Source organism: Candidatus Limnocylindrales bacterium (assembly GCA_035559535.1).
In the GTDB taxonomy this organism is placed as follows: domain Bacteria; phylum Moduliflexota; class Moduliflexia; order Moduliflexales; family JAUQPW01; genus JAUQPW01.
Map to the genome: position 1 here is coordinate 62,761 of DATMBG010000052.1, position 22,937 is coordinate 85,697.

General features: G+C 45.5%; 24 protein-coding genes and 1 pseudogene. 12 read left to right on the top strand and 13 right to left on the bottom strand.

Features of this window, described 5'->3' with window-relative positions:
• Positions 1-265: 265 nt before the first annotated feature.
• From VNM22_21035 to VNM22_21050, 4 genes are all read left to right on the top strand, one after another.
• Positions 266-1,054 (top strand): Uma2 family endonuclease, encoded by a 789-nt coding sequence (locus VNM22_21035; GenBank protein HWP49657.1) that lies wholly within the window; start codon positions 266-268, stop codon positions 1,052-1,054.
• A gap of 259 nt (positions 1,055-1,313) precedes the next feature.
• Positions 1,314-2,459: a transaldolase gene (gene tal / locus VNM22_21040; GenBank protein ID HWP49658.1), complete on the top strand. Its 1,146-nt coding sequence runs from the start codon at positions 1,314-1,316 to the stop codon at positions 2,457-2,459.
• A gap of 317 nt (positions 2,460-2,776) precedes the next feature.
• The gene (locus tag VNM22_21045; GenBank protein HWP49659.1) at positions 2,777-2,968 is read left to right on the top strand and encodes a hypothetical protein; all 192 of its coding nucleotides are present in this window, start codon (positions 2,777-2,779) and stop codon (positions 2,966-2,968) included.
• 486 nt (positions 2,969-3,454) lie between these two features.
• Positions 3,455-5,566 carry a hypothetical protein gene (locus VNM22_21050; GenBank protein HWP49660.1) on the top strand — a complete coding sequence of 704 codons (2,112 nt, stop codon included), beginning with the start codon at positions 3,455-3,457 and terminating at the stop codon, positions 5,564-5,566.
• Between the two features lie 2 nt (positions 5,567-5,568).
• Here the strand turns inward: VNM22_21050 and VNM22_21055 are convergent, their stop codons facing one another.
• The 7 genes from VNM22_21055 to VNM22_21085 all read right to left on the bottom strand — a co-directional run bounded on the left by VNM22_21055 (position 5,569) and on the right by VNM22_21085 (position 11,765).
• Complete coding sequence (locus VNM22_21055; protein ID HWP49661.1) at positions 5,569-6,300, bottom strand: hypothetical protein; 732 nt, start codon at positions 6,298-6,300, stop codon at positions 5,569-5,571.
• Between the two features lie 17 nt (positions 6,301-6,317).
• The gene (locus tag VNM22_21060; GenBank protein HWP49662.1) at positions 6,318-7,238 is read right to left on the bottom strand and encodes a diacylglycerol kinase family protein; all 921 of its coding nucleotides are present in this window, start codon (positions 7,236-7,238) and stop codon (positions 6,318-6,320) included.
• 51 nt (positions 7,239-7,289) lie between these two features.
• A complete protein-coding gene (locus VNM22_21065; GenBank protein ID HWP49663.1) occupies positions 7,290-8,063 on the bottom strand; it encodes a glucose 1-dehydrogenase in 774 nt (257 codons plus the stop codon).
• Positions 8,064-8,164: 101 nt separating this feature from the next.
• Positions 8,165-9,931: an SLC13 family permease gene (locus VNM22_21070; protein HWP49664.1), complete on the bottom strand. Its 1,767-nt coding sequence runs from the start codon at positions 9,929-9,931 to the stop codon at positions 8,165-8,167.
• 17 nt (positions 9,932-9,948) lie between these two features.
• Entirely contained in the window at positions 9,949-10,821 is an 873-nt protein-coding gene (locus VNM22_21075; GenBank protein ID HWP49665.1) for a hypothetical protein, read from the bottom strand.
• Positions 10,822-10,916: 95 nt separating this feature from the next.
• A complete protein-coding gene (locus VNM22_21080; protein ID HWP49666.1) occupies positions 10,917-11,306 on the bottom strand; it encodes a hypothetical protein in 390 nt (129 codons plus the stop codon).
• A 123-nt stretch (positions 11,307-11,429) separates the two neighbouring features.
• Positions 11,430-11,765, bottom strand: coding sequence for a hypothetical protein (locus tag VNM22_21085; protein HWP49667.1), 336 nt, complete (start codon positions 11,763-11,765; stop codon positions 11,430-11,432).
• A 639-nt stretch (positions 11,766-12,404) separates the two neighbouring features.
• On the opposite strand from VNM22_21085, the gene VNM22_21090 reads away from it, so the two are divergent.
• The 3 genes from VNM22_21090 to VNM22_21100 all read left to right on the top strand — a co-directional run bounded on the left by VNM22_21090 (position 12,405) and on the right by VNM22_21100 (position 13,896).
• Positions 12,405-12,752 carry a helix-hairpin-helix domain-containing protein gene (locus VNM22_21090; protein HWP49668.1) on the top strand — a complete coding sequence of 116 codons (348 nt, stop codon included), beginning with the start codon at positions 12,405-12,407 and terminating at the stop codon, positions 12,750-12,752.
• 64 nt (positions 12,753-12,816) lie between these two features.
• The gene (locus tag VNM22_21095) at positions 12,817-13,479 is read left to right on the top strand and encodes a hypothetical protein (protein HWP49669.1); all 663 of its coding nucleotides are present in this window, start codon (positions 12,817-12,819) and stop codon (positions 13,477-13,479) included.
• A 93-nt stretch (positions 13,480-13,572) separates the two neighbouring features.
• Positions 13,573-13,896: a hypothetical protein gene (locus tag VNM22_21100; GenBank protein HWP49670.1), complete on the top strand. Its 324-nt coding sequence runs from the start codon at positions 13,573-13,575 to the stop codon at positions 13,894-13,896.
• Between the two features lie 63 nt (positions 13,897-13,959).
• Here the strand turns inward: VNM22_21100 and VNM22_21105 are convergent, their stop codons facing one another.
• Complete coding sequence (locus tag VNM22_21105; GenBank protein HWP49671.1) at positions 13,960-14,850, bottom strand: RNA polymerase sigma factor RpoD/SigA; 891 nt, start codon at positions 14,848-14,850, stop codon at positions 13,960-13,962.
• Positions 14,851-15,296: 446 nt separating this feature from the next.
• Here VNM22_21105 and VNM22_21110 point away from each other — a divergent pair, with 446 nt between their 5' ends.
• From VNM22_21110 to VNM22_21125, 4 genes and pseudogenes are all read left to right on the top strand, one after another.
• A complete protein-coding gene (locus VNM22_21110) occupies positions 15,297-16,178 on the top strand; it encodes a universal stress protein (protein ID HWP49672.1) in 882 nt (293 codons plus the stop codon).
• Between the two features lie 92 nt (positions 16,179-16,270).
• Positions 16,271-16,669, top strand: a pseudogene (locus tag VNM22_21115) (hypothetical protein).
• A 518-nt stretch (positions 16,670-17,187) separates the two neighbouring features.
• Positions 17,188-17,595: a hypothetical protein gene (locus tag VNM22_21120; GenBank protein HWP49673.1), complete on the top strand. Its 408-nt coding sequence runs from the start codon at positions 17,188-17,190 to the stop codon at positions 17,593-17,595.
• A gap of 113 nt (positions 17,596-17,708) precedes the next feature.
• Entirely contained in the window at positions 17,709-18,293 is a 585-nt protein-coding gene (locus VNM22_21125) for a BON domain-containing protein (protein ID HWP49674.1), read from the top strand.
• 192 nt (positions 18,294-18,485) lie between these two features.
• Here VNM22_21125 and VNM22_21130 read toward each other — a convergent pair whose 3' ends face one another.
• From VNM22_21130 to VNM22_21150, 5 genes are all read right to left on the bottom strand, one after another.
• Positions 18,486-18,773, bottom strand: coding sequence for an OsmC family protein (locus VNM22_21130; GenBank protein ID HWP49675.1), 288 nt, complete (start codon positions 18,771-18,773; stop codon positions 18,486-18,488).
• Between the two features lie 6 nt (positions 18,774-18,779).
• Positions 18,780-18,932 (bottom strand): hypothetical protein, encoded by a 153-nt coding sequence (locus VNM22_21135; protein HWP49676.1) that lies wholly within the window; start codon positions 18,930-18,932, stop codon positions 18,780-18,782.
• Positions 18,933-19,008: 76 nt separating this feature from the next.
• Positions 19,009-19,785, bottom strand: a complete 777-nt coding sequence (locus VNM22_21140) for an N-acyl homoserine lactonase family protein (GenBank protein ID HWP49677.1) — start codon at positions 19,783-19,785, stop codon at positions 19,009-19,011.
• Between the two features lie 219 nt (positions 19,786-20,004).
• A complete protein-coding gene (locus tag VNM22_21145; GenBank protein HWP49678.1) occupies positions 20,005-21,180 on the bottom strand; it encodes a M20 family metallopeptidase in 1,176 nt (391 codons plus the stop codon).
• A 295-nt stretch (positions 21,181-21,475) separates the two neighbouring features.
• A complete protein-coding gene (locus VNM22_21150) occupies positions 21,476-21,598 on the bottom strand; it encodes a hypothetical protein (GenBank protein ID HWP49679.1) in 123 nt (40 codons plus the stop codon).
• 112 nt (positions 21,599-21,710) lie between these two features.
• Between VNM22_21150 and VNM22_21155 the strand changes: the two genes are divergently transcribed.
• Positions 21,711-22,667: a cytochrome c oxidase assembly protein gene (locus VNM22_21155; GenBank protein ID HWP49680.1), complete on the top strand. Its 957-nt coding sequence runs from the start codon at positions 21,711-21,713 to the stop codon at positions 22,665-22,667.
• Positions 22,668-22,937: the final 270 nt, after the last annotated feature.

Consider the following 22,937-nt stretch of genomic DNA (forward strand, 5'->3'; position numbering starts at 1 on the left):
GATCAACTCCCTGAGTTGAAGGCAAAGGTCCCTTATGTCAAATGGGGACCTTTGACCTACTAATCTGTAAATTTAATCCCTGAACTCTAAGCATGGGAAGCCTCTGCAGGGGGCTTTCCCATTGTGTCAAACAGGCCTTTTGAAAATTTCTGAAGAGTTGATATATCTGTTGACACCCATTTACCTACCTGGTAGCATATTCTTAAAAGGGAATATCGTCATTTTAAAACCCAGTATTATTTTTTAAAACCGAGGAGTGAGGCTTATGGAAGAAAGGCATAACGCTGGAGTGACCCTGGAAGAGGTGGAAATACCTCCTACCGAGGATGAACTTCCTTACAGTGATGGAATCCCCATGGAATCCGAACGACATGTCTTACAAATGTACCTGTTGATCCTTCCGCTGCGACAGTTTTGGAGAGATCGAGAGTTTTTCGTGGGGGGGAACATGTTTATCTACTTTAGCCTGAAACAGTTACGCCATCAGGACTTTCGAGGGCCAGATGTATTTGTGGTGTTAGATGTACCGAAACGGGAGCGGAAGAGTTGGGTAGTGTGGCAGGAGGGAAAAGGTCCGGATGTGGTGATTGAGTTGTTGTCGGAGAGTACGGCCGGAATAGACAAAGGGGAGAAAAAGCGGGTGTATCAGGATCAGTTGAAAGTAACAGAGTATTTTTGGTATGATCCGTTTACGGGGGAACTGGCCGGGTTTCAATTACAGGGTGGAATCTATGTGCCGATCGAGCCGGACGTTGAGGGAGGATTGGTAAGTAAGCGGTTAGGGCTGAAGTTGGTAAAATGGGCGGGAAAGTATGCAGGGGTAGATGCAGTGTGGCTGCGGTGGGCGACGAGGGAAGGTGAGTTATTGCCCACGGAGGAAGAGTTAGCCGAACAGGAAAGACAACGGGCCGAACAGGAAAGACAACGGGCCGAACAGGAAAAACGACGGGCCGAACAGGCAGAGCAGCTTGCCAGACAGCAGAAGCAGAGAGCAGATGAGTTAGAGGCGCTGTTGGCTCGTTACCGAGAACGTTTTGGAGAGGTACCAGAATAATCTGTAGGGTTAGCAGCAGTTGTCAAAAACTTTGAATAGCTATTCTACCCCCCCCCCTACCCCCTCTCCCGAGGCTTCGGGAGATGGGATTCACCGAGAGCTGGCCCATAAATCCTCTCGCTCCCCTTTCCCGCAGCGTGGGAGCGGAGGGTGGGAGTGAGGGCCACTTAAAAGTTAAGCCAAAATTAAGTAAACGATGTACTACACTAAAAGAAAAAATGTAAAAAGATTTTTGCACTTTACTTACTGAGGAGGTGTTATGGCTTTAAATCCACTTATTGAATTACAAATTTTTGGCCAGAGCGTCTGGTATGATAATCTCAGTCGCGGGTTGATAACCTCTGGCGAACTCCGGAAAAAAATCGAAGAGGATGGGCTCCGGGGGGTAACCTCAAATCCGGCCATTTTTGAAAAAGCTATCACAGGAAGCACAGAGTACGATGAAGCCTTGAAGGAACTGGCCAGACAGGGTAAGAGCCCAGAGGAAATTTATGAGGAGCTGGTCGTTCAAGATATCCAGATGGCTTCAGATCTCCTCCAACCCGTTTATGAGAAGACAAATGGAATAGATGGCTATGTGAGCCTGGAAGTCTCACCCCATCTGGCACGGGATACCACAGGGACCATCTCTGAAGCCCTGCGACTTTGGCAACGGGTAGATCGTAGGAATCTGATGATCAAAGTCCCGGCGACCCCAGAAGGTTTACCGGCTATCGAACAGCTCATCACCAGAGGCCTTAATATTAACATCACGCTCATATTTTCCCAAGAAGTCTATGAACAGGTTGCCTATGCCTACCTCTCGGGTCTGGAGAAACGTGTGGCCGAAGGAAAACCCCTGGATACCGTCGCCTCTGTAGCCAGCTTCTTTGTAAGTCGTATCGATACTGCAGTGGATGCACTGCTTGAAGCCCGTATCCGACAGGCTATCCATGAACAGGAGAGGATAAAGCTCTCCTCTTTGCTCGGTAAGGTAGCCATCGCCAATGCGAAACTGGCTTACCAGAGGTTTAAACAAATCTTTCACAGTGACCGATTCCGTGCCTTGGAAAAGAAAGGTGCGCGGGTACAACGACCCTTATGGGCCTCAACAGGTACTAAAAACCCAAAATACAGCGATGTACTCTATGTGGAATCCCTTATCGGTTCAAATACCATCAATACTATGCCACCTGCAACTTACCAAGCTTTTCGAGATCACGGTCGGGTACGTCCAACCCTGGAGGAAGATATCCCGGGGGCACGTCAAACCCTTCATACCCTTGCAGAGGTGGGTATCGATCTCGGACAGGTGACCGCAGAGCTCCTGGAAGCAGGAATTAAATTGTTTGCCGAACCCTTTGATAAGCTCCTCCGGGCCATCGAAGAAAAGCGAAATACCGTTCTTCATGAAAAATCTTCATGAAAGAATTTCCGGCATCCAACGACCTATCAAGGAACTCCCATATAAAAATGGGTGAAAACTGAAACTAAAAACGAATTTCAGTGTCTATATAAGTAATAGCTATAGTGACTGTTCGTGTAAGTTGAATCGAGTTTAAATGAGGAAAAGGTGGCATGTTGTTTGAATAGTTTAAAACAGAGTCACCTTGTAAATTCCTGGTGAGGTTCTTTGAATTATGAACTATGGGTTTCTGGAAATTGGAATGCACAGGAGGAGAGAGAACTTATAACTCCTAAAACTCTTTGCATTTCATAAGGGAAACAAAATTGGAGGTTATCATGAAAATTGCCGAAAAACAAGAATATACACTGGAAGAACTGATTTCCATCTTTAATGAGGAGGCATTTAGAGTCTGCGAGGATCCGGAGGAAGCCCGCGTCCTGGCTATGGATGCGCTGATCGACTTTGTTAACATTTACAGTGATAACGTCATTATCGACGGGATTAGTTATCCTGAGGAAGGAGAATAGCCCTACTAAACTTTCTCCTCAGGAGACCTGGCATATTTTATGAGGACTCAGAAAATTTCAATTCTAACCGGTCTTATCCGGGGATCCTTCATTCGGTGTCTCCAGCAACCATCCTATCCCTCCATTTTTCGGGCTGAGGAATCCTACCTCCTTAGCCCAACCCTTCCCTCTATACCCCTTTTTTAAACCGTCTGTTTTCCTTGCCTGATTAAAGGCCCTTTAAGGGGAGTCTGTTTTTACCCCTGAAGATCAAAAACCTCTTCAAAAGGACTATCTTTTAACCCTCCTTCCTGGGGAATTGTCACTTTGTCAGAAATCTTTAGTTCGCTATTGACAAATCTTCTCGACCTGCGGATAGTAGAAGCAAAGCGTCAGAGGCCAGGAGTTCAGGTTTAAGCATCGGAATAGTAGCCAAGGATGGGAAGTTGGATTTCTATCCATTCTGGCTCCTGACCCCGGACCCTTAAATAAAAAGGAGAATTGTCCATGTCCCATTCTACAGTTTTTCTAATCACTTACCTGATTCTCTTATTGCTGATCCCCCTATCGGGAGGGGCTGCAACCCCGGAGATGATCTCACTTCCAATTCGAAAAGTTGTTCTCTATAAACATGGGGTGGGTTATTTCGAGCATCAAGGAAAGGTCAGGGATAATCAGGTGATTTCCCTTCGGTTCAAAGCCGGTCAAATGAACGATATGCTTAAGTCTCTGGTGGTCTTGGACCTGGGTCAGGGGAATATTTCGGAAATTGCCTTCGATTCAAAAAAACCTTTAGATAAGTTATTAGATGATTTTTCCGTGAACCTGTCGGGAGAGGCTAATTTGATAACTCTCCTGGGCCAGATTAAAGGAGCTCGGGTAGAGGTTCAGGTAGGAGCAGAGGGGATCTCAGGCTTCATTCTTGGGCTTGAAACCAAAACCTTTATCCAGGACAGTCATGAGGTTCATACCCGTCTCCTTAATATCATGAAGGAGAACGGGGAATTGGTTCGTTTTAACCTGGACGATATCAAGGGAATTCAGGTATTGGATGAGTCTCTTCGACGGGATGTCCAGGATTATCTGACAACCCTCCTGGCTTATCGAAAGAAGGATATCCGCATGGTCACTATTTCTACCAACGGAACGGGAGAACGGGAGGTAATGTTGGGTTATACGGTGGAGGTACCGGTTTGGAAGACTTCTTATCGAATGGTACTGGAAGAGAATAAAAAACCTCTTCTTCAGGGTTGGGCCATCGTCGATAACATCCAGGATGAGGATTGGGAAGAGGTTGAGCTTTCCCTGGTATCGGGCCTGCCGGTATCCTTCATTCAGGATTTGTACACCCCGCGTTATAAAAGAAGACCTGTGGTACAGGTGGAAGAGGAACTGGCCATAGCTCCCCAGGTTGCCGAGGCTCCGCTGGAAGAAGGTCCGGCCGAAGAGAAGGCTGCGGAAACCAGAACCCTGGAGTCACTTCCAGGAGCCATCGAAGGTAAAATGGCTCCAACACCTGCCCCTCCACCTACTTCCATGCCAAAGCGGGAAATGCTGGCTAAGGCTCGTACGGCCGAAACAAGTAAACCTTCTCTGGCTACCGGCCTCGCACAGGCTCAGCCCCTTCAAACGATTACCCAGGAGGTCGGTGATCTGTTTGAATACCGTATCGACCATCCGGTTACCATCAAGCGAAATCGATCCGCCCTGCTTCCCATTGTTCAAAGGGAGATGGACGGAGAAAAGATAGTCTTGTATAATGAGGGGGTTCGGGCGGAGAATCCTTTGCGGGCGCTGAGAATTACCAATACCACAGGTCTAACCCTGGAAGGAGGACCTGTTACCGTTATCGATGAAAATACCTACGCCGGAGAAGCTCTTCTGGGTACCCTTAAACCCAATGAGAAAAGTTTTATTTCCTATGCCGTGGATTTGGGAAGTCTGGTAAATACAGCCCATGAAAGCAAACGCGATCGGGTCTTTCTGGTTAAGATTATCAACGGAAATCTTTCCATTCATTATAAGCAGGTGGAGAGCAAAACTTATACCGTTCGTAATAAAGAAGAGAAGACAAAGGTTCTCTATATCGAGCATCCTTATCGGTCAGACTGGACCCTGGCCGATAATTCTAATCTGGTGGAAACAACTCCGAATTTCTACCGCTTCCGGGTGGAACTAAAGCCCAATGCTACTACCAAGTTTGATGTCAGAGAGGAGAATAGCTTTGCGGATACTTATGTATTGACCGATCTGACCGAAGAAAATATTACCATTTTTGCCAATCAAAAATATTTTACTCCGGAGGTTGAGCAAACCATCCATCAGATCATTCGGTTAAAGGGACAGATCGGTGATATGGATAAACAAATAAAAGAAAAAGAAGACCAGGTCACTACCATCTTCAAAGATCAAGAAAGGGTTCGGGAGAACCTCAAAACCTTAAAAGATACCCCCGAGCAACGCAAGCTTTTAGAACGTTATACCGCCAAGTTGTCTGCCGGGGAAGACCAACTTGAACAACTCCGGAAAGAGATTCAAGCCCTTAAGGCCCAGCGTCTCCAGCTTTCACAGGAATTAAGTAAGATCTTGCAAGGATTGAGCTTTGAGAAGCAGCTTTAACCTCACCACTTCCATTTTAAGGCAAGGCCTACGGAGTTCCATTTAAATAAAGGTACTATGGGAAGGCCGCGGGAAGAAGGGGAAGATCCACTGGAGGATTCTGTGGAATCAGCGATTTTGGATTTTACAATGGTAAAGGGGGCTATATCCGGCATCCCTTCCAGAAGCCGGGACCGGAGGCCATCAAAAAATGCCAGTTGTTTGGTCACATCTTCGGTCAGTAAAGTCGGCATATTATCCTCTGCAAGATAAAGCTCTAAGGCCAGATCGGAGCTTATCCCCAGGTTCATAAATGCCTTTGATGAGACAATCCCCCAGGCCGGTTCAGAGGGAGCTGATAGGTTTTTTTCTAAAGGGGAGATCATCTGACCCTTCTCTCCGAGTAATGCAGGTAACGTGCTTTGGGGAGAGCAAACCGTTTTTAAAAGATCAATGGGTGAACCTGCCGCATACAGAAGACAGTAATCTCGTGGAATCTTTGGACCGTTTTCGGATAAAAGGTTGGATATTTCCTCCCCGTTTAACAAGGTGAGATGAACCGGTTTTGGTTCCGGACTTATATAAAGCTGAGAAAGATTTAATGTAATTCGTGGCCGGGGTTCTTGGACCGACAACTTAGGGGCTTCGAAGAGAAAAAATTCTTCAGAAAAGGCCTGTAAGGGGAAAGATACCATACCGATTAAAACAGCCAGGGTAAAAAAACCCGAACAGGGGAAAGTCGCTCTAAGATCCATAATCGCTCCTTTCTATTTTAACAGGTGAACACCTTTAAAGCTCCAGGTAAAACGGTTACACTCACTTCTGGGCCACACATCACAGGTTCTCCATCCACCTGGACGGGGGTCGAAGACTTTCGAGTGATGTTCAAGCTCGTTATAGGGTACATCATCATTTGAGGCACCCGGGTGATGTTTCCTGTAAAAAGCTTGGGAGCATGATAAAGTGCCTGAAGAAAGCTGAGTTTGTAAATAATACAAAGATTTAAAACGCCATCATCCGGTAATGCTCCTGGAGCAATAATAGCCCCACCCCCAAACTGCTCCGTATTAGCAATGGTTACAATAAAGGGATTCCCTATTATTTTCTTCTGTCCTATCGGGGTGGTAAATTCCAGCATCATTTCAGGCGGTTGAAATTTATGGAATTCTCGAAGGGCCAGGAAAAAGTAGGGCCATATACCTCGACGGGAGGTCGCATTTTTATCATATAAACAGCCCAGGTAAGCCTCAAATCCCACACCTGCTGTGGCAAAGAAATATCTTGTATGGAACCCTGAGCTCAGTTTTCCAATATCTATCTTATGAATTCTTCCGTTGAAGAGAAGTTGACAGGCTTTCTTCCAATCCAGAGGAATCTTTAGGGCACGGGCAAGCCCATTACCCGAACCGATGGGAATAATTCCTAAAATCGCCTCGGTGTGAACGAGAGCATTGCCGACCTCATTGATCGTTCCATCCCCTCCTGCGGCAACTATGCGAAGATAACCTTCTCGGATCGCCTCCTGCGCTAATTTCATACCATCCCTCCGCTTCTGGGTTATTTGAATATCGTATTTTATACCTGTCTCCGAGAAAGTCAGATGAATCCACTGGATGAGTTTTTCTAGGTATTTTCCGCTTCCTGCTCGGGGATTTAGAATAAATCGAACTTTGGTATCAGATAAATCAGGCATACAGGAGCCGGAAGTCAGAAATCAGAAAGGGTTCTAACCTCTGACTTCTGTTTAAAGGGCATATCCCCCGTCGACCACCAGATTATGACCAGTAACAAAATTGGATGCAGAAGAAGCCAGATAAACCACAGCCCCTCCCAGGTCCTGATAAGGCTCTCCATAACGTTTAATAACTCCCTGATCAACACGAATCGCCCGGATGGCCGGGGTATTAGCCCGGGCTGCATTCATAGGGGTAAGGAAAAACCCGGGACTGATGGCGTTCACATAGATATGATACTTTGCCCACTCCACAGCCAGGGCTTTGGTCAGCGTGATAACTCCGCCTTTGGCAGCATGGTAATGGACGTAATCTGCATCCCGATTGATATAAAATCCGGCCATAGACGCAATATTGATAATTTTACCTCCCCCCTGTTGGATCATATAGGGGGCTACTGCCCGGCAGCAGAGAAAAATGGCTTTGAGGTCGACAGCCAAAACCTTATCCCACTCCGCCTCGGAGATCTCCAAAGCCGGTCGAACAAACGTGATTCCGGCATTGTTCACCAGAATGTCGATCCGTTTCCACGACTCGATGACGGTCCTGACCATGGAATTCACCTCTCCCATCTGGGAAACATCCACCTTTACCACAAGAGCTTGCCGTCCCCTTTCTTGAACCATTTTAGCCGTTGTTTCTCCGGCTTCTTGATTGAGTTCGGCAATCACAATATCGGCTCCGGCTTCGGCCAGAGCCAGCGCCATTCCTTGTCCCAGGCCCTGTCCAGCCCCTGTTACCACAGCGACTTTCCCATCTAAACGGAAGAAATCTAAAACCCCCATATAGGTTGAATCTAAAATCTGAATCTTAAAATCCTTTCAAAGTCACTCTAGCTTTACGCCAGAAAAGAAGAAAGGTCAAGAAAAAAGTGGGGTTTTTTTACTTAAAGGGGCCAAAAAATAGGAACCATCATAACCACCATCAGGAGAACTAAAAGGGTTAAAGGGAATCCTACCTTGAAAAAATCAAGAAAGGTGTATTTGCCAGGCCCATAGACCAACAAACACGCCGGCTCCAGAGGCGTCATAAAAGAACAAGAGGCCGCCATGGTTACAGTAACCATAAAGGCCCTGGGGTTAACATTCATCTGAGTAGCCAGGTTGAAAGCAATGGGAGCAACCAGCGCGGCGGCGGCTGCATTGGATAAAGGCTGACTGAGGAGCATGGTTAAGAGAAACAACAACAGAAGGGTGAGCATCGGTTTGGGAGATCCCATCAGGCTTAGAAGTTGATCGGATAGAAATCTGGCCGTTCCCGTCTTTTCCATGGCAACCCCCGCGGAAAGTAGACCGGCAACAAGAACCAGGGTTTTCCAGTCGATGGAATCATAGGCTTCTTTAAGGGTCACACATTTTGTTAAAATGGTCAAAATAGCCCCGGATAACATGGCAATGGAAAAAGGTACCATCTGAAGGCTTCCTACCAGCAGAGATAAGGCAAAGATGCTTAAAGCATAAACAGCCCTTTTTTTACGATACGACCGGCCTTCTACCTCTCCGAGTACCATAAAGTCCGGATCCTGTCTGAGGAGTAAAAGGCTATCCCGATGGCCCTGGGTCAGCAAAATATCCCCGGATGCAAGTCGAATCCGGCTGAGTTTATCCCTCAAAGTTTCTCCATGCCGGTAAATGGCTAAAACCGTTAAGCCATACCGGGGACGAAAATTGAGTCCTTTGAGATTTTCTCCGATCAATTTGGAACGGGGAGGAATCAAAATCTCCATGAGTTTGATATCTTCAGATTCCAGATCCTGGTCGCTCATAAGGGCTTCCCCTTTAATCTCAAGCCCTTCCTCTGCTTTTAATTTCAGGATGCTCTCTATCCTTCCCTCTAACAAAAGACGATCTCCTTCGCGGATAGTTTCATACGTTCGAGGCGCTAAGATATATCGATTTCCGCGGATAATACTTAGAACATTCAGATCTAACTCCGTGCTAAAAGCACACTCTGCCAAAGTTTTACCAATGAGCGGGGAATCGGGGAGTACCATAACTTCTGTAACATACTCCCGAAGATGGTACTCTTCACTCAGACTTTCTACCTGTCTTTCTGGAAGCCATCGAATTCCCACAAAAAGTAAATAGAGCAGGCCTGTGACGGTAATCAAAATACCCAACGGAGTGAACTCAAAAAGTGAAAAGGCCGGGAGATCATATTTTTGGAGGATTCCGTTCATGATAATATTCGTGGAGGTCCCTACCAGGGTACAGGTTCCTCCCAGAATAGAAGCGTAAGCCACAGGTATTAAAAGCTTGGATTCATGGATTCTGGCTTTTTGGGATGCTCCCAAAGCTATGGGAAGAAAAATGGCTACCGTTGCCAGGTTGCTGAGAAAAGAAGAAACTCCGGCAACCAGAAGCATCATCACCCCCAGGAGTCTCCAGGGATTTGTTCCTCCAAACCGAATAATTCTCTGACCGATATAGTTTATAACTCCGGTTCGAAGTAAAGCGGCCGTTAAAACAAATAATCCTCCAAAGAAAATAATGACGTCGTTGCTCAATCCGGCAAAAGCCTCTTCTGGAGTAAGAATACGGAACGTTACAAAGGCTATCATTAAAAGGAGCGCAACCAGATCCACGGAGATGATTTCGAGTATGAAAAATACAACGGCCAGGGACAACAGAAATAAAACAAGGGCAATTTGCATGGAGTTTCTTTTCTTCTTTAAGTTTGGGGTTCCAGGACGCCTATAAGGGTAAGAAATGAGCTATATTTCACTTTAAAGCGGATGACCTCTCCCCGATAGGGACCTTGTTGAGCCACCCAGGTAATCATCTCACCCTTATTTTTTATCATCTTTCCGGTTTCGAGGCTCTTTAATGTGAACTCCCAACGGGTAACGGGATAAGGGTTTCCGTTAACTTCTATATTTTCTTCTTCCGCTTCAGCCAGACCCAATTCATAGGATTCTCCATTGAAAACAAAGGCAAACGATTGGTCTTTGCCCATTCCATTTTTTTTGATAAAATCCATCAGGGACAGGATCCCCATGAAACTCCCTCTCTTTTCCACCGGCTCCTTTCCAGAAACCCGCGAAATCAATCTATCCGGTAAAATTTGGATGGTCTCTCGAAGTTCTTTTCCATGCCGGTTCATATACCCCGAATACTGAATAGAAAGGATTCCCTGAGGTCCTGTGATTTTCTTTTCCTCAAAATAAATGGCTGCCCTGTAACCCTTTCGGTTAACCTCTTCTGATGAACCCCCTCGCATTTTAAACGTAGTCTGGATGTTCTTCTCATTAATTCGGTGAGAACTTTCTTCCCAAATAAGATATCCGGCGTTCTCAATGTCGTCCAGTTTTTTTGTAGGGTCTCCGGTTATCACGGCAACCCCGGCCGATAGGCCGGATACTACAGAGGGAAACCGGGCGATGATTCTATAACGAAGGATTTTTTCCAGGGTATGAAGGCGATTCCGATCCTCCTTAGCCGGTCTGTTCATCTTGCTTTTCTGACTTTTCCCATAAGCAGGAACCACCAAAATTACAACCAGCATTAAGAAAAGAGACAAGGTACTAACAGTTGAAGATTTCATAAGACTTTTCCGGGAACCCTGCTCGGTTTAGGATCATTCTTTCAAACAACAGAAGGCGAGAATTCCAATTCTCGCCTTCTGAATAGCCCGGGATTTTAAAATAGAGAAGCTCTGACTCTTCCTGAACCGGAGGTTACAGATCTTCCCAGTCCTTCAATAAACTCTGTGGTCTTTTTTGTAAGGAGACCGGCAAGCATAGATCCTAATATATTTGGAATTTGACTTACATCCCTCCTGGCTTCTGAAGACCTAGCTTCGGCGGCCGAAGGTGTAAAATTCCGTCCGATCCAAAACCCTATGGCCAGGGCTCCTAAAGCAAATTCGGTTGGATATCTTTGAACCCAGGATCGCCAGTCCAACGTCTCCTTAAGCTCATCGGTAATGTTCTCGACGGTATGGGAAATATTCTCCTTCGCTTCCTCTATAGACTGTTTTAAATCCGTTTTAACTTGTTGAGAACCTATAGTATAATTTTTCTGATCCATTTTTTGTTTTTCTCCGTTTCTGGAGTGCCTTCTCCAAGTTCACGATAAAACCAGAAACTCCCTGGTAACAGAAGAAACACCCAGAGTGAGAGGAGATTACCTCCCTTTTAAAGATGGTAAAGGCTACTTGCGTCTGAATAAAGAGCCGAGAATAAAACCGGCTGCCAGGGACATAAAGAGCGCTTTATCCGGATTAGCCTGGACATAGTCCAGAGTATCTCGGTATAAGCTTTCAAGGTTCCATCTATTGATATTTACCTCGGGAAGGTTTCTTTTTACACCCTCGATCATTTCTCCTACCCTGGCCTTTCCGGCCTCATAACCTTCTTGAACCTGATCTTTCATTTTCGTTACCTGCTCTCCTACGCGCTCTTTCAAGTTTTCCATATTTCCACCGGGTTTCTCTTCTCTTGGATAATCGGGATAATTTGGATTGTTGGGATTGTAATGGGTAGCCATAAAACCTCCTTTATGATATAAGTTAATTCACTTTCCTGAGTCTTTAGATTCTTCTCCTCGTGCTTCTCGGGAGAAGGGATTATAGAATTGCCTTTTCTACTCTATCAAACGCCCCTATCGGTTAAAACCATCAGAAAATTGAAAATAATTCCCTACAGGCTTGCTCTTTCTATGGAATTGACCAAACCTGACAAGCCGGATTTATAATCCATCTTCTTGAAAGTTTTTGAGTTTTTTAAGGGCCCAGCTGAGTGATCTGCCCTCTTGAAGTGCATAAATCCTGCCATTTCCCATCTTCCCAAAAATTACCGGACTTGGAAGAGGTTCAAATACCTGGTCATAAAAACCAAAAGTCTTAAAGGAGTCATAACGCGGCATATTCTCCCTTCAAGGGGTCAGACTCTTCCCTAGCAAGCTTGATTTGGCCTTTTATCCCTTCTACCTTCCTTATTCAGGGTTTAATTTAACCCACTATACTCCAACAGACCCTCTTGTAGGATTAAATATCTTTATTAGTTGTAAAAAGGCATGCTAAATGCACCTATAACACTTTAGGTAAGTAAAATATTTACTTTGGTCATAGGATAAAGGGTATTCTCTGTTTCAGGGAGGATCCTTAAAAAAACAGGAGAGGAAGAAATGGAAAAGAAATCAGATAGGAACAAATCCCGGATCAATCTTAACACCGCCAGTGATGAAGAGTTAAAAAGAATCCTTAAAAGCGATCAATTGATACAAACCATTAAAGAAAAACGACCTTTTCATAACCTGGAAGATCTTTGGGAGATTCCAGGGATCAACCGGGAACTCTTTGATGAGCTGAGAAAGATCGTCTATCTGAGTGGTGGGGAAGCAGAAGGAAAGGAAGGAATATCATCTACCCTACCGGCTTCGGGTCCTATCGTTGATCCCGAGCTGAGTGAGGAAATGGGAACCGACCATCCGGGTAAGACCGGGAGAGATACCCAGTTCGAATCGGAAAGATAACCTTTTTTATCCGTTATCTGCTATCTATTTTAAAGAAAATAGGGAGCGGATAACGGGTGATTCCATGAATCCACCTTATTCTAAAAAGAAAGAAGCTTTGTTAGGGACAGGACCGGAAGCCGATAAACCGGATGATCAAAGGTCGGAGCACTCCGGTGAAGTGGACGATATAATTAATATTAACAGGGCCGATGATGCAGCCCTTCTCCGGGTATTTAAAGATGAGGAACTGGTCCGTGCCGTTAAATCCGGTCGTCCCTATGAGAGCCCGGAAGATCTTTACCGGATAGAAGGTATCAATGAGGATGTTTTTGAGAGGGTCCGGGATAGAATTACCGTAGAAAACCAGGCAAAGTCCGGATTTAGAAGTGTTACGGATATACGGGAGACCCAGGAGTTGCAGGAAGGGTCCATTCCGGGTTTTGACAGGGATAAACAGGAAGAAATCACCGGGGCTAGGGATCGACTCATAGCTCGGGGTGTCATCGATGAGGAAGGGGAAGTCTTCCGGCAACTGGAGAATATAGAACCGGAGATACAGGAAGATCTTAAAGTGATCGAGACCCTTCCGGAACTAACTCCCGTAAGCGAAACCGAAGAGGCTCAGGAGGAAGAACTTCCAGATGGGGATGTTCAGAAGGATGAGGTAAAAACTCGAGGGTCCGAACGAAGGATAATACCAGGAAGTGAAGCTGAAACCCCAGAAGAATCGGAGAAACCCGATTAGTGAGGGGAATAAAAAATAAAGGCTTTAAGAGAAGAACTTTTCTGTTTGAAAAGCGTCTAATTTTTAAAGGGGACTTTTAAAGGAGGCTTGGGTATGAGAATCTTATTGGTGATTCTGATTGTTGTCCTTATTTTGGTTGCCAGCGGGATTATCTATATCCGGCAAAGTCAGGATCGCGTGACCATCACCATTGATACCAGCAAAGTTCAACAGAAAGCCGGGGAGGTTATTGAAACCGGTAAAGAAGTTGGATCTGAGGCCTTAAAGCAAACCGGGAGGGTTATGGAAAAGGTTGGGGAAAAACTGAGTGGAGGAAAAACGGAGCCAAAAAATCAAAATGAGGCTCAGGTACCTCCGGTACCGGGTCGGGGAGAAGCTAAATCCGAAAACCGGGAAGAAGCGAAACCCCATCGCTAAATTGATAAAAATAGGGAGGGTTTCCAAAAGTAAAACCCTCCCCTACGTTTATCTTTCGGCTCTTCAATTTAGATAGTCTTCTAAACTTCGGGTTATAGCCCTTTTCTTTAACCGCTCCTTGGCCCTTTTCTCGAGTTGACGAACTCTTTCTCTACTCAGGTTTAATTGTTTCCCTATTTCTGCCAACGTCATAGGTTTTCCCCCATTAATTCCATACCTCAGTTTTAGAATGGTCTCTTCCCTGGGATCAAGTCCACTGAGCAGTTCCCTAAGCTCCTCCATGAGAGACTCTTTAATTACCCACTGCTCCGGAGAGAGGTAGTTTTTTCCTCGGATGGTGTCCACAAAAGTGGTTCCTTCATTATCGGAGATGGGAGTGTCCAGGGATAAAGGACCCCAGGATAATCCTAAGAGAGATTCGACTTTTTTGACCGGAATATTTAATCTACTCGCCAAATCTTCCGGGCTGGGGGATTCGGCTATTTTTTCCTGCATGAGATCCTTATAGACTTTACCCAGTTTGATGATCATATCGGCCTGTCGCATAGGAATCCGAATAATACTCCCTTGCTCAGCCAAGGCTTGCATGATGGCCTGTCTAACCCACCATACCCCATAGGAGATAAATTTGACTCCTTTCGAGGGGTTGAATCTTTTAGCGGCTTCGATTAAGCCCAAATTCCCCTCATTGATAAGATCAAGTAAATCCAATCCACATCCTTGATACTGCTGAGCAATATTGACTACAAATTTTAAGTTTCCTTCTACAAGCCGATTAAAAGCTTGCTCATCACCGTTTTGGATCCCTTTCCCCAGCTCTATTTCTTCTTCTCGGGTTGTTATAGGAATGCTGCCTATCTTTCTAAAATAGGCTTGAAGAGGACTTGCTGTAGTCATTTTCTGTGAAAATTTAAGTTTAGATTTTTTTAGCTTCTTTTTGGATGGTCTTACCATTTCGTTACTCCTTGACTAGATTAGAATTTTTTTTAATAGCAGTCCTTCTCTTTATTATTACCCATCAGATTGAGGAGGTTATCTTTAAAAACAAATTTAACTTAAAGCTGTGTTCTTTAAGGATAGAAATGTGCATTTTTAGTGCCAAGGTCGGAGTCCCTATCCTGGAAGTCTTTAAACAGAACGCGTCTTTCTGGGAATCGGTTTTGGAATCTCTCCCCTAAAAGCCTTTAAATACTTCAAGTTTTAAAGCCTGGAAGAACGTAACCTTCCCTAAGAAGGACTTATTATTCACATCTTTTCATTTTAATCAAGTCTTTTTTGAAAAAAATTAAATTTTTTTAAAAAAAATGTATAACTTCTGGTCAACCGGTTAAATTAAAAGTGTATGTGCAGGTGTTTTAGTGCAATTGGTTGTCATAATAGTTCCTAGGAGGCGAAAATTTATGATAAAAAGTATACTTATCCCCTTTGATGGCTCTGAGCATGCCAGGACGGCTCTTAGATATGGTATTCAACTGGGTCGATGGGATCGGGCCAGGATAGATGGACTGTTTGTGATCGATATTCGGGCTATCCTCCAACCTCCCACAACCCCCTTAGCCGTTGAAGCGTTCTTACCGGATACCGGAAATGTAGAACTTAACTTCAATTTAGAACTTCAAAAAAAGCTGGCTGAAACCGGTGAATCTATTCTTAAAGACTTTGAAGACCTCTGTGATAGAGAAGGAGTCCGGCATGGAAGAATTTTTTTAGAAACAGGTTTTATTGCACCCACCATTTGTGAAAGAGGGAAAACTGCCGATATAATTATACTCGGAAAAGAAGGGCTTTTTGAGGAGACGGGGGCTTCTGGAGAGTCTAAGGCGCAAGTTCCGGATAAACTCCTGGGTCCGGTAGTCACTGAGGTTATGAGGACGGCTATCCGACCGGTCCTGGTGGTCCCCTGCGAATATAGGGAAATAAAACGTATCCTGATCGCCTATGATGGCCATGAGGCTGCAAGTCGAGTTCTCCAAATAGCAGCCTACCTGGGGGCCGTCGGGGAGTTTGATCTGAAAATTCTGGTGGTCACAGATTCCCCCTCTGAAGGGAGAAAGATCGGTCAACAGGCCGAGGACTACCTCCAGGCTTATGAACTCCAACCTCACCTTATCATGGAGACCGGAAATCCCGTTGAGAAAATATTAGCAGTTGCCAGACAAGAGGCTATCGATCTCATCGCCATGGGCGCTTTTGGGAAAAGTAAAATACGGGAATTGTTTTTGGGAAGTACCACCGAAGCGGTAGTCAAAGAAGCGGATTGTCCCGTGCTTTTGCATCAATAGGAAAAAGGAAGGGTCATTTTTAACCCCCCCCCTTCTAAGCAAAGCTTCAAAAAGGAAGGAGCCTTTTATGGAATCTATAGCCAAAATGGGGAGAATATCCGGCAGCCTCCATTCTTAAAGTCGTGGAGAGGAAAAAAGTCGATGAAATAGATGATCGGACCCTTATTTTGGCGGATATCGCGGAGAAAGCCAGGCGTCAGGTCTATGTCCGGGTGCGGGAAATCTTGATAAGTAATAAAATGGAAGCAGAAAAAGCCGATCAATTGGCCCAGATTCTAACGGAAGGGCGCTGGACCCATGATTACCCCATCAGTTATGAGGAAGCCGTAGAATTAGGATTACCCGTGCGGGACTCTTTACCCGAAGAGGTATTGATCCTTATGAGTTTATACCCTCAACCGCCGCAACGCCGTCCCTCTGTTCAATATATTCCTGTTCCTTATAAGAAAGAGGGAGAAGAAAAAAGAACCCGGTCTAAAATTTTGGAATAACCGGGGGAAATTCTCTTAAGGCTCTTTCTCCTGACTCCGAGGTTTTCAAAACCCCGGAGTTTTCCTCCCTAAAGTTCTGAAAATCCCGAGATCTCCCATATTTGGGGATTTTGGAATCGTTGCCAACTCTTAGGTTGGGCTTAAACCTCCTGAGGTTTTAAATACCTCAGAGATCTATCCGGTTCTCCATCAAGGCTTGAATTCTCACCCCTCTTATAGAGGGGTAGAAATGTACCTGAATCCCGGTTTGTGGACTCCGGGTTCTCTTCCGGGGATCCGGGTGTTTCTCATCCTCCCTTTCTGAGATCTCCTGGTTCTGTAAGCACTGCATGGAGGGCAAAAGCCCGGAGAGAGGACTCTCCTTCCTCCCTTGCCCGGGAAAGAAAAGATCCCTGGTACCAGAATTGCAAGTTTACTTTTTTAGAGCTATTTAAGCTAAACAAAACTAAAAATAAGAATATATTGGAAAAGTTTACAAACCTTGTTTGAATTAACTATAAAGAGTGGAGGTATTTTCTATGCCGGTAGGTGCATGGAGTCCAGAACGAGAGCAAGAATACGAAAAGCTCAAGGAGGAGTTTAAAAAGGAAGGAAGATATAAGGGAAGAGAAGAAGAAGTAGCTGCACGCATTGTAAATAAACAGCGCCGGGAATTCAAAGAGACTAAAGAGGCCAGCGAAGAAGATAAAAATGACCAATTAGATCAGGAACTGCCCATTGAAAATTACGATCGGTTGACCGTTCAGGAGTTAACCAGGAAGTTGGGATCTCTTTCAGAAAAAGAGCTTCAAGAAATTGAAGAGTATGAAAAGAAGCACAAAAACCGAAAAACCGCTTTAGAAGCCATGGAAAGACAAAGGAAGAAACTCCAGGACGGGAAAGAAAAAGCAAAGACGAAAGAGACCAGGGGTTATTGGGATCTCTAGGGTGATCCAGGGGCTATTATCCTTGATTTCTCCTACACGGTAAAGGATAAAAGGCTCATAATCCTCATAATCCTATGGAAAAAGGGAAAATTCAGATTCATCGGGAGGAAGTTATGAAATTACTTCTGGTTTTAGGGAAAGGATTCCTATCTGTATTTTTGGTTTTTATGCTGATTTCTTACCTGGTGGGGGGCAGTGGGGCCGAAGCCCGGGAACCGGCTAAGGATCCCGATCCTGCTCAAACGAAAACCCGCCCCGACTGGTGGTTGACTTTTAAAACTAAAATGGCCCTTCTGGCCAGTCCGGAGGTGAGCGCTTTTGATATTGATGTAGATACCAAAGATGGGGTCATTTACTTAAAAGGGACGGTTTCTTCAGAAAATGAAAAACAGCGTGCCGAACAAGTAGCCCAGGGAATAGAAGGAAAACGGGGGGTAGTAAATAATCTAGTCGTTTCCGATAAGGCAAGACCGGAATATCTTTCCGACAAAGATGAAAATATTCGGGCTGCCGTCGAAAAAAATCTGGCCAGTGATCCGAACTTTAAGAATGTCCAGGTAGACGTCAAGGATGGAATTGTGACCTTAACCGGATCGGTGGAAACCTATTCTTTAAGTGCAGAAGCTGCCAGACTGGCCCGAGTTAAAGGTGTAAAAGCCATTCAAAATGAGTTGATCGTAGAGAAGGAACCTTCCTGATAGAACGGAGTGGAGTTTTGCCCGAACGGGCCAAACTTTGTATAGATACCGAACGGTAGGGAAAAAGGTGGATATATTATAGACCCTGGATAAAAAATCAACACAGATCCCTCCTCATCCAGTCCGCATATTCCATACTTCCTTACCGTTCGGCTTTTTTATTTTTTCCGTTTCCCAGGGATACCTTCTGATTTATGTGGACCCGGATTCTGGATCCTCCCCTACTAAGGAGCTGATAATCTGATTGGTTCGAGTTAAGGTCAGATGGACTGGGCATTTATTGGCAATTTGTAAGAGCCGTTCTTGTTGCTCCCTGGTCAGGTTGCCCTTTACCCTTATGTTTCGTTCAATCCTGTCAATTTTTCCCTCCTTATTTTCACACTCTGCACAGTCTTTGGCATGGATTTTCTGATGACTGAGGATCACTTCGACCTGCTCTAGAGGCCATCCTTTACGCCGCGCATACAGCAGCAAAGTCATCGATGTTCAGGCACCCAGCGCAGATAAGATGAGTTCATAGGGGTCGGGTCCTTTTCCATCTCCCCCAGCTTCTTGGGGTTCATCGGCTATAAACCGATAAGTCGAAGTAATGACCTCTTGCTGAAGGTTTTCTCTGGATCGTACCGTTACAGTTGCCATATGAGCAATCAGAAGCCAGAAGCAAGGGAAGCTTTTTTGGTTTCTTACTTCCGGCTTCGTATCTCCTGGTTCCAGATTAAGCTATTTTAATGATTCCCTCTTCTACAGGTTGAAATCGGGTAACCACCTGAGGATCGTGCCCGGCAACAATGAGATCTTTAGAGCCGGCCAGCTCTTCTATTTTCTCAAAGGCCATGAGCATCTGGGGTAGATGGGTGATGATCTGGACCGGCTCTCTTCTTTCAATATTTCTATAAAAGTGTGAGGCGTCAGAAGCCAATACAACGTTTCCGCGGGCCGTCTGTACGGTCACAATCTGAGTACCTGCCGTATGCCCTCCCACCCAGTACACCCGGACCCCCGGGATCACCTGTCGGTCTCCTTCCACCATAAAAATTCGACCTCCATAGTTTAGCCTGACCAGCTCCGCCAGTGTCGCCGGATTCGTAACCCTTTGATAGGGCTCATAGCGGGCCATAGGACCGGTAAAGAAGGCAACCTCTTCCCTTTGAACCCAGAAAGTGGCCCTGGGGAACAAAGAATATCCCCCCCAGTGGTCCCAGTGGAGATGGGTAACCAGGACCAGGGAAACCTCCAGCGCATCAACACCGATCTTACCTAATAAGGATGTCGGATTGACATAGTTAGATATCTCTCGAACCTGGGCATCTTCATAACAAAAGCCGGTATCTACCAGGATGGGAAAAGGTCCACCTAAAATACACCATATATAAAAATAGAGAGTTACTTTCTCATGGGAAGGATTTCGATAAAAGAATTGACAGGCATCCAGTTGTTTTTCTGCATACTTTAAAGCGTAGATTTCATACCTCTCAGGCTGATTGAGGGACATGATCTCTCATAACCTGTTCACCGTGAAAAGGGTCCATAAAGGGTAGGAGCAACACTACCGAATCCCCCCAGTGGGGCAACTTACAGGTTGCTCCTGCCGGTTATGTTCTATCCCAACACGGAAACGGTATAAACTGTAAAATATATAACGTAAGAAGAATCCGGGGCAGATCCTCTTTACGTTTTATGTTTTATCCGATCTAGGGTATCTTTTAATCCCTTACTTTTGGTGAATAAAATAGGCTTCCAAAGTCTCCGCGTATAAAACACTCCCCCATAGAAGGTCCTCGATTTTTACGAATTCATTGGGTACATGGGCTAATCTATCATCCCCAGGGTAGTGAACGACTGAAAGAATCCCGGCGAAGAAGAGATCTTTAGCCACGGTGTTACCCCCCATGGTGGTGTATTCCATGGGGATACCCAGCTTTTTTGCGGCCTGGTCGAAGCTTTTCATAATGAGGGATTGTTTATCGGAAAGGTGAGGTTGGGTTTCGTGGAGGACTTTGATCTGGAAGCTGGCATCGGGGGATTTTCTCTTCACTGCCGCTATCTTGTCTTCTACGGCCCTCAAGACCTGTTCTTTATTGATACCCAGAGGAAGCCTGAAATCGATGGTAATTCGGGCACTGGCCGGGACCGTATTGGTATTTGTCCCTCCGTGGAAAGTACCGATATTCATGGTCCATCCATCAAAGGCAGGGTCGTATTGATCCCCCAGGTCCAAAGTTTTAAGCTCTGCCACCAACTCTGCCAGGGGAACAATGGCGTTCTTCCCCAGTTGGGGCATGGAACCGTGAACCTGAACGCCCGTACTGATAACCTCCAACCAGAGAACACCTTTTTCCCCATAAATGGAAACATTCATCTTCCCCCCATCGGGGATGATGGCTACATCAAAGTGCAATCCACATTCCTGGATCAGGTAAATAATTCCCAGTTTAGAACCCATTTCCTCGTCGGCAGCAGCAACCAGATACAGGGTTCCATCAAAGTCAGGATACTCTGCCAGGAAAGCTTTGCAGGCACTATAAGCACAGGCGAAAGAACCTTTATCGTCGAGGGTCCCCCGACCAAAAATTTTTCCATCCCGAAGGGTGGGCGTAAAGGGATCTGTTTCCCATAAGCTCCTCTCACCGGGTGGAACTACATCCATATGGCTTACAAAACCCAGGGATCGCTTCCCCCGACCTATTTTTCCAACCACGTTGGTTCGTCCGGGCTCCTTCTCATAATAACTCACTTCCATCCCCAAATGCTTCATCTTTTCCGTAACAATCTCTTTGCAGAGATATTCGTTACCGGGAGGATTTACAGTATTCTGCCTGACCAGATCAGAAACGATCTGGATAATTTCTGTTTCATCGATGTATTTTTCGTATTTGGATTTTTTCATACGTGTGGGCTTGAATGATAAAACTGTTTTATCGAAATAGTTAATCCGATCCTTTTCCTATCTCTTTTATCAGATGTTAGGTACTAATTCCCCCCCCGTCAAGCAAGTTTTTAATCTCATAGAGAAAACTTGAGGGAGGAGAAGAGAAGTCTGGGTCAGCTTTCCCAAAATCAAAGGGATATTCCCCAAACCTTGACGATCGCAGGTCCGGAGACGTACTCTGATAATATTCGATCCTGCTTTTACGGAATTGAGCCTTATCGTTCCCACTGGAGTTAACCTGAAGTAGACTCTCTTACTCCAGGAGGGAATTTACAGCCTGCTCCCCTATAAGTTCCTGGGAGTGTGGGCGTCTGGCCTGCATATTCCCCTTGCGATCCAGACGGTCAACACGCCCCATCGCAGATTGGGAAAGCATGATATTCCATAAAGATAAAGATTCAGAAATCAAGGGCCAGGAATCTGAGATCGGAATTTAAAAACCAAGACCAGAATTTCTGGCTCCTGACTTCTCTATGGAAAGGAAAAGAATGAAGAAAAGTTTGATTCCCCTTACGGTCAGGGTTATCTTGCTGTCATGGGTTATGAGCTTATGGATGCTGGGACATGAAGCCGCTTCCCACGTTGAGACTTCCTCTCCCCCTTCTCAACCTGCAGAAGATAAAGAAAAAATCGAAGCTGTTGTAAAGGCTTACATCAAGGCCATTTACACCCGAAACTACTCAAAAGCCTACGAATTAACTTCAACCTCAGATCGCCAATTTAAAACCTTGGAGGATTATCTTCGAGAGAACGGTTCTTTTACCGGTTTGACCCTGGAGTTGGCCGAAAAACTGGCCAGTTTTATCACATATAAAGATATCAAAACCGAAATCCAGGGAGATCGGGCCAAAGTTACCGTAAATATCAGTCTTCCCGATGGAAACGCCCCGGAAGTTGAAAGTATCCTTCTAGAAGAAGAGCGTCCCAAGGGAGCCTCTCGGGAGGAACTTTTAGAAAAACTGGAAACCCTTCAAAGAGCCGGAAAAATTCCTTTAGTGGAAGGGGAGCAACCTCTGGAGTTGATAAGGGAAAACGAGGTCTGGCGGGTCTTTCTCAACTGGGGCGGCGGGGTTCGTGTAAACTTTAAAGGGGTCGTCAAAAACAATCTTCCCTGGTCCTTTGAACCGGTACAAAAGTTAGTTCTGATACAACCGGGGGAAACGTTACGAAACGCTTATCGGGTGAAGAATCTCTCGGATAAACCTGTAACCGGGAAGGCCCTTCACGGGATTGAACCCAGGAGCCAGGAGTCTTATCTCCACATTATCCAGTGTTTCTGCTTTCTACAAGAAACCCTTCAACCCGGTGAGGAGAAGGAGCTTCCCCTGACCTTCCAGTTAAGCTGGGATACTCCCAAGGAGGTTAAGGAACTGGAGGTGACCTACGAGTTTTATCCTTTAGAATTTTTTGAAGAAAAATGGGGAAAGACTCCAGAACTTAAGTAATACCCTGTTACCTTAATTTTGACCTCATAGGGCTGCTTTCACTCCCCAGCTCCCCTCACCCCCATCCCCCCCCTAGCCCCCCAGTTCCCCCTCTGTAGGGGCGGGAGGCCTCCCGCCCCTACTGGGGGACCTTATCTTTACCCACATTTTTCGATTTGGGAGGATGGGTTCAAAACGGTTAGTAGGTCAACCGTCCCGGTTGACCCACCTTGCAAAAAGAGGGAGCTTGCCCTCACGAAGGAGATTCAATGCATTTCGCTACTCAACCAG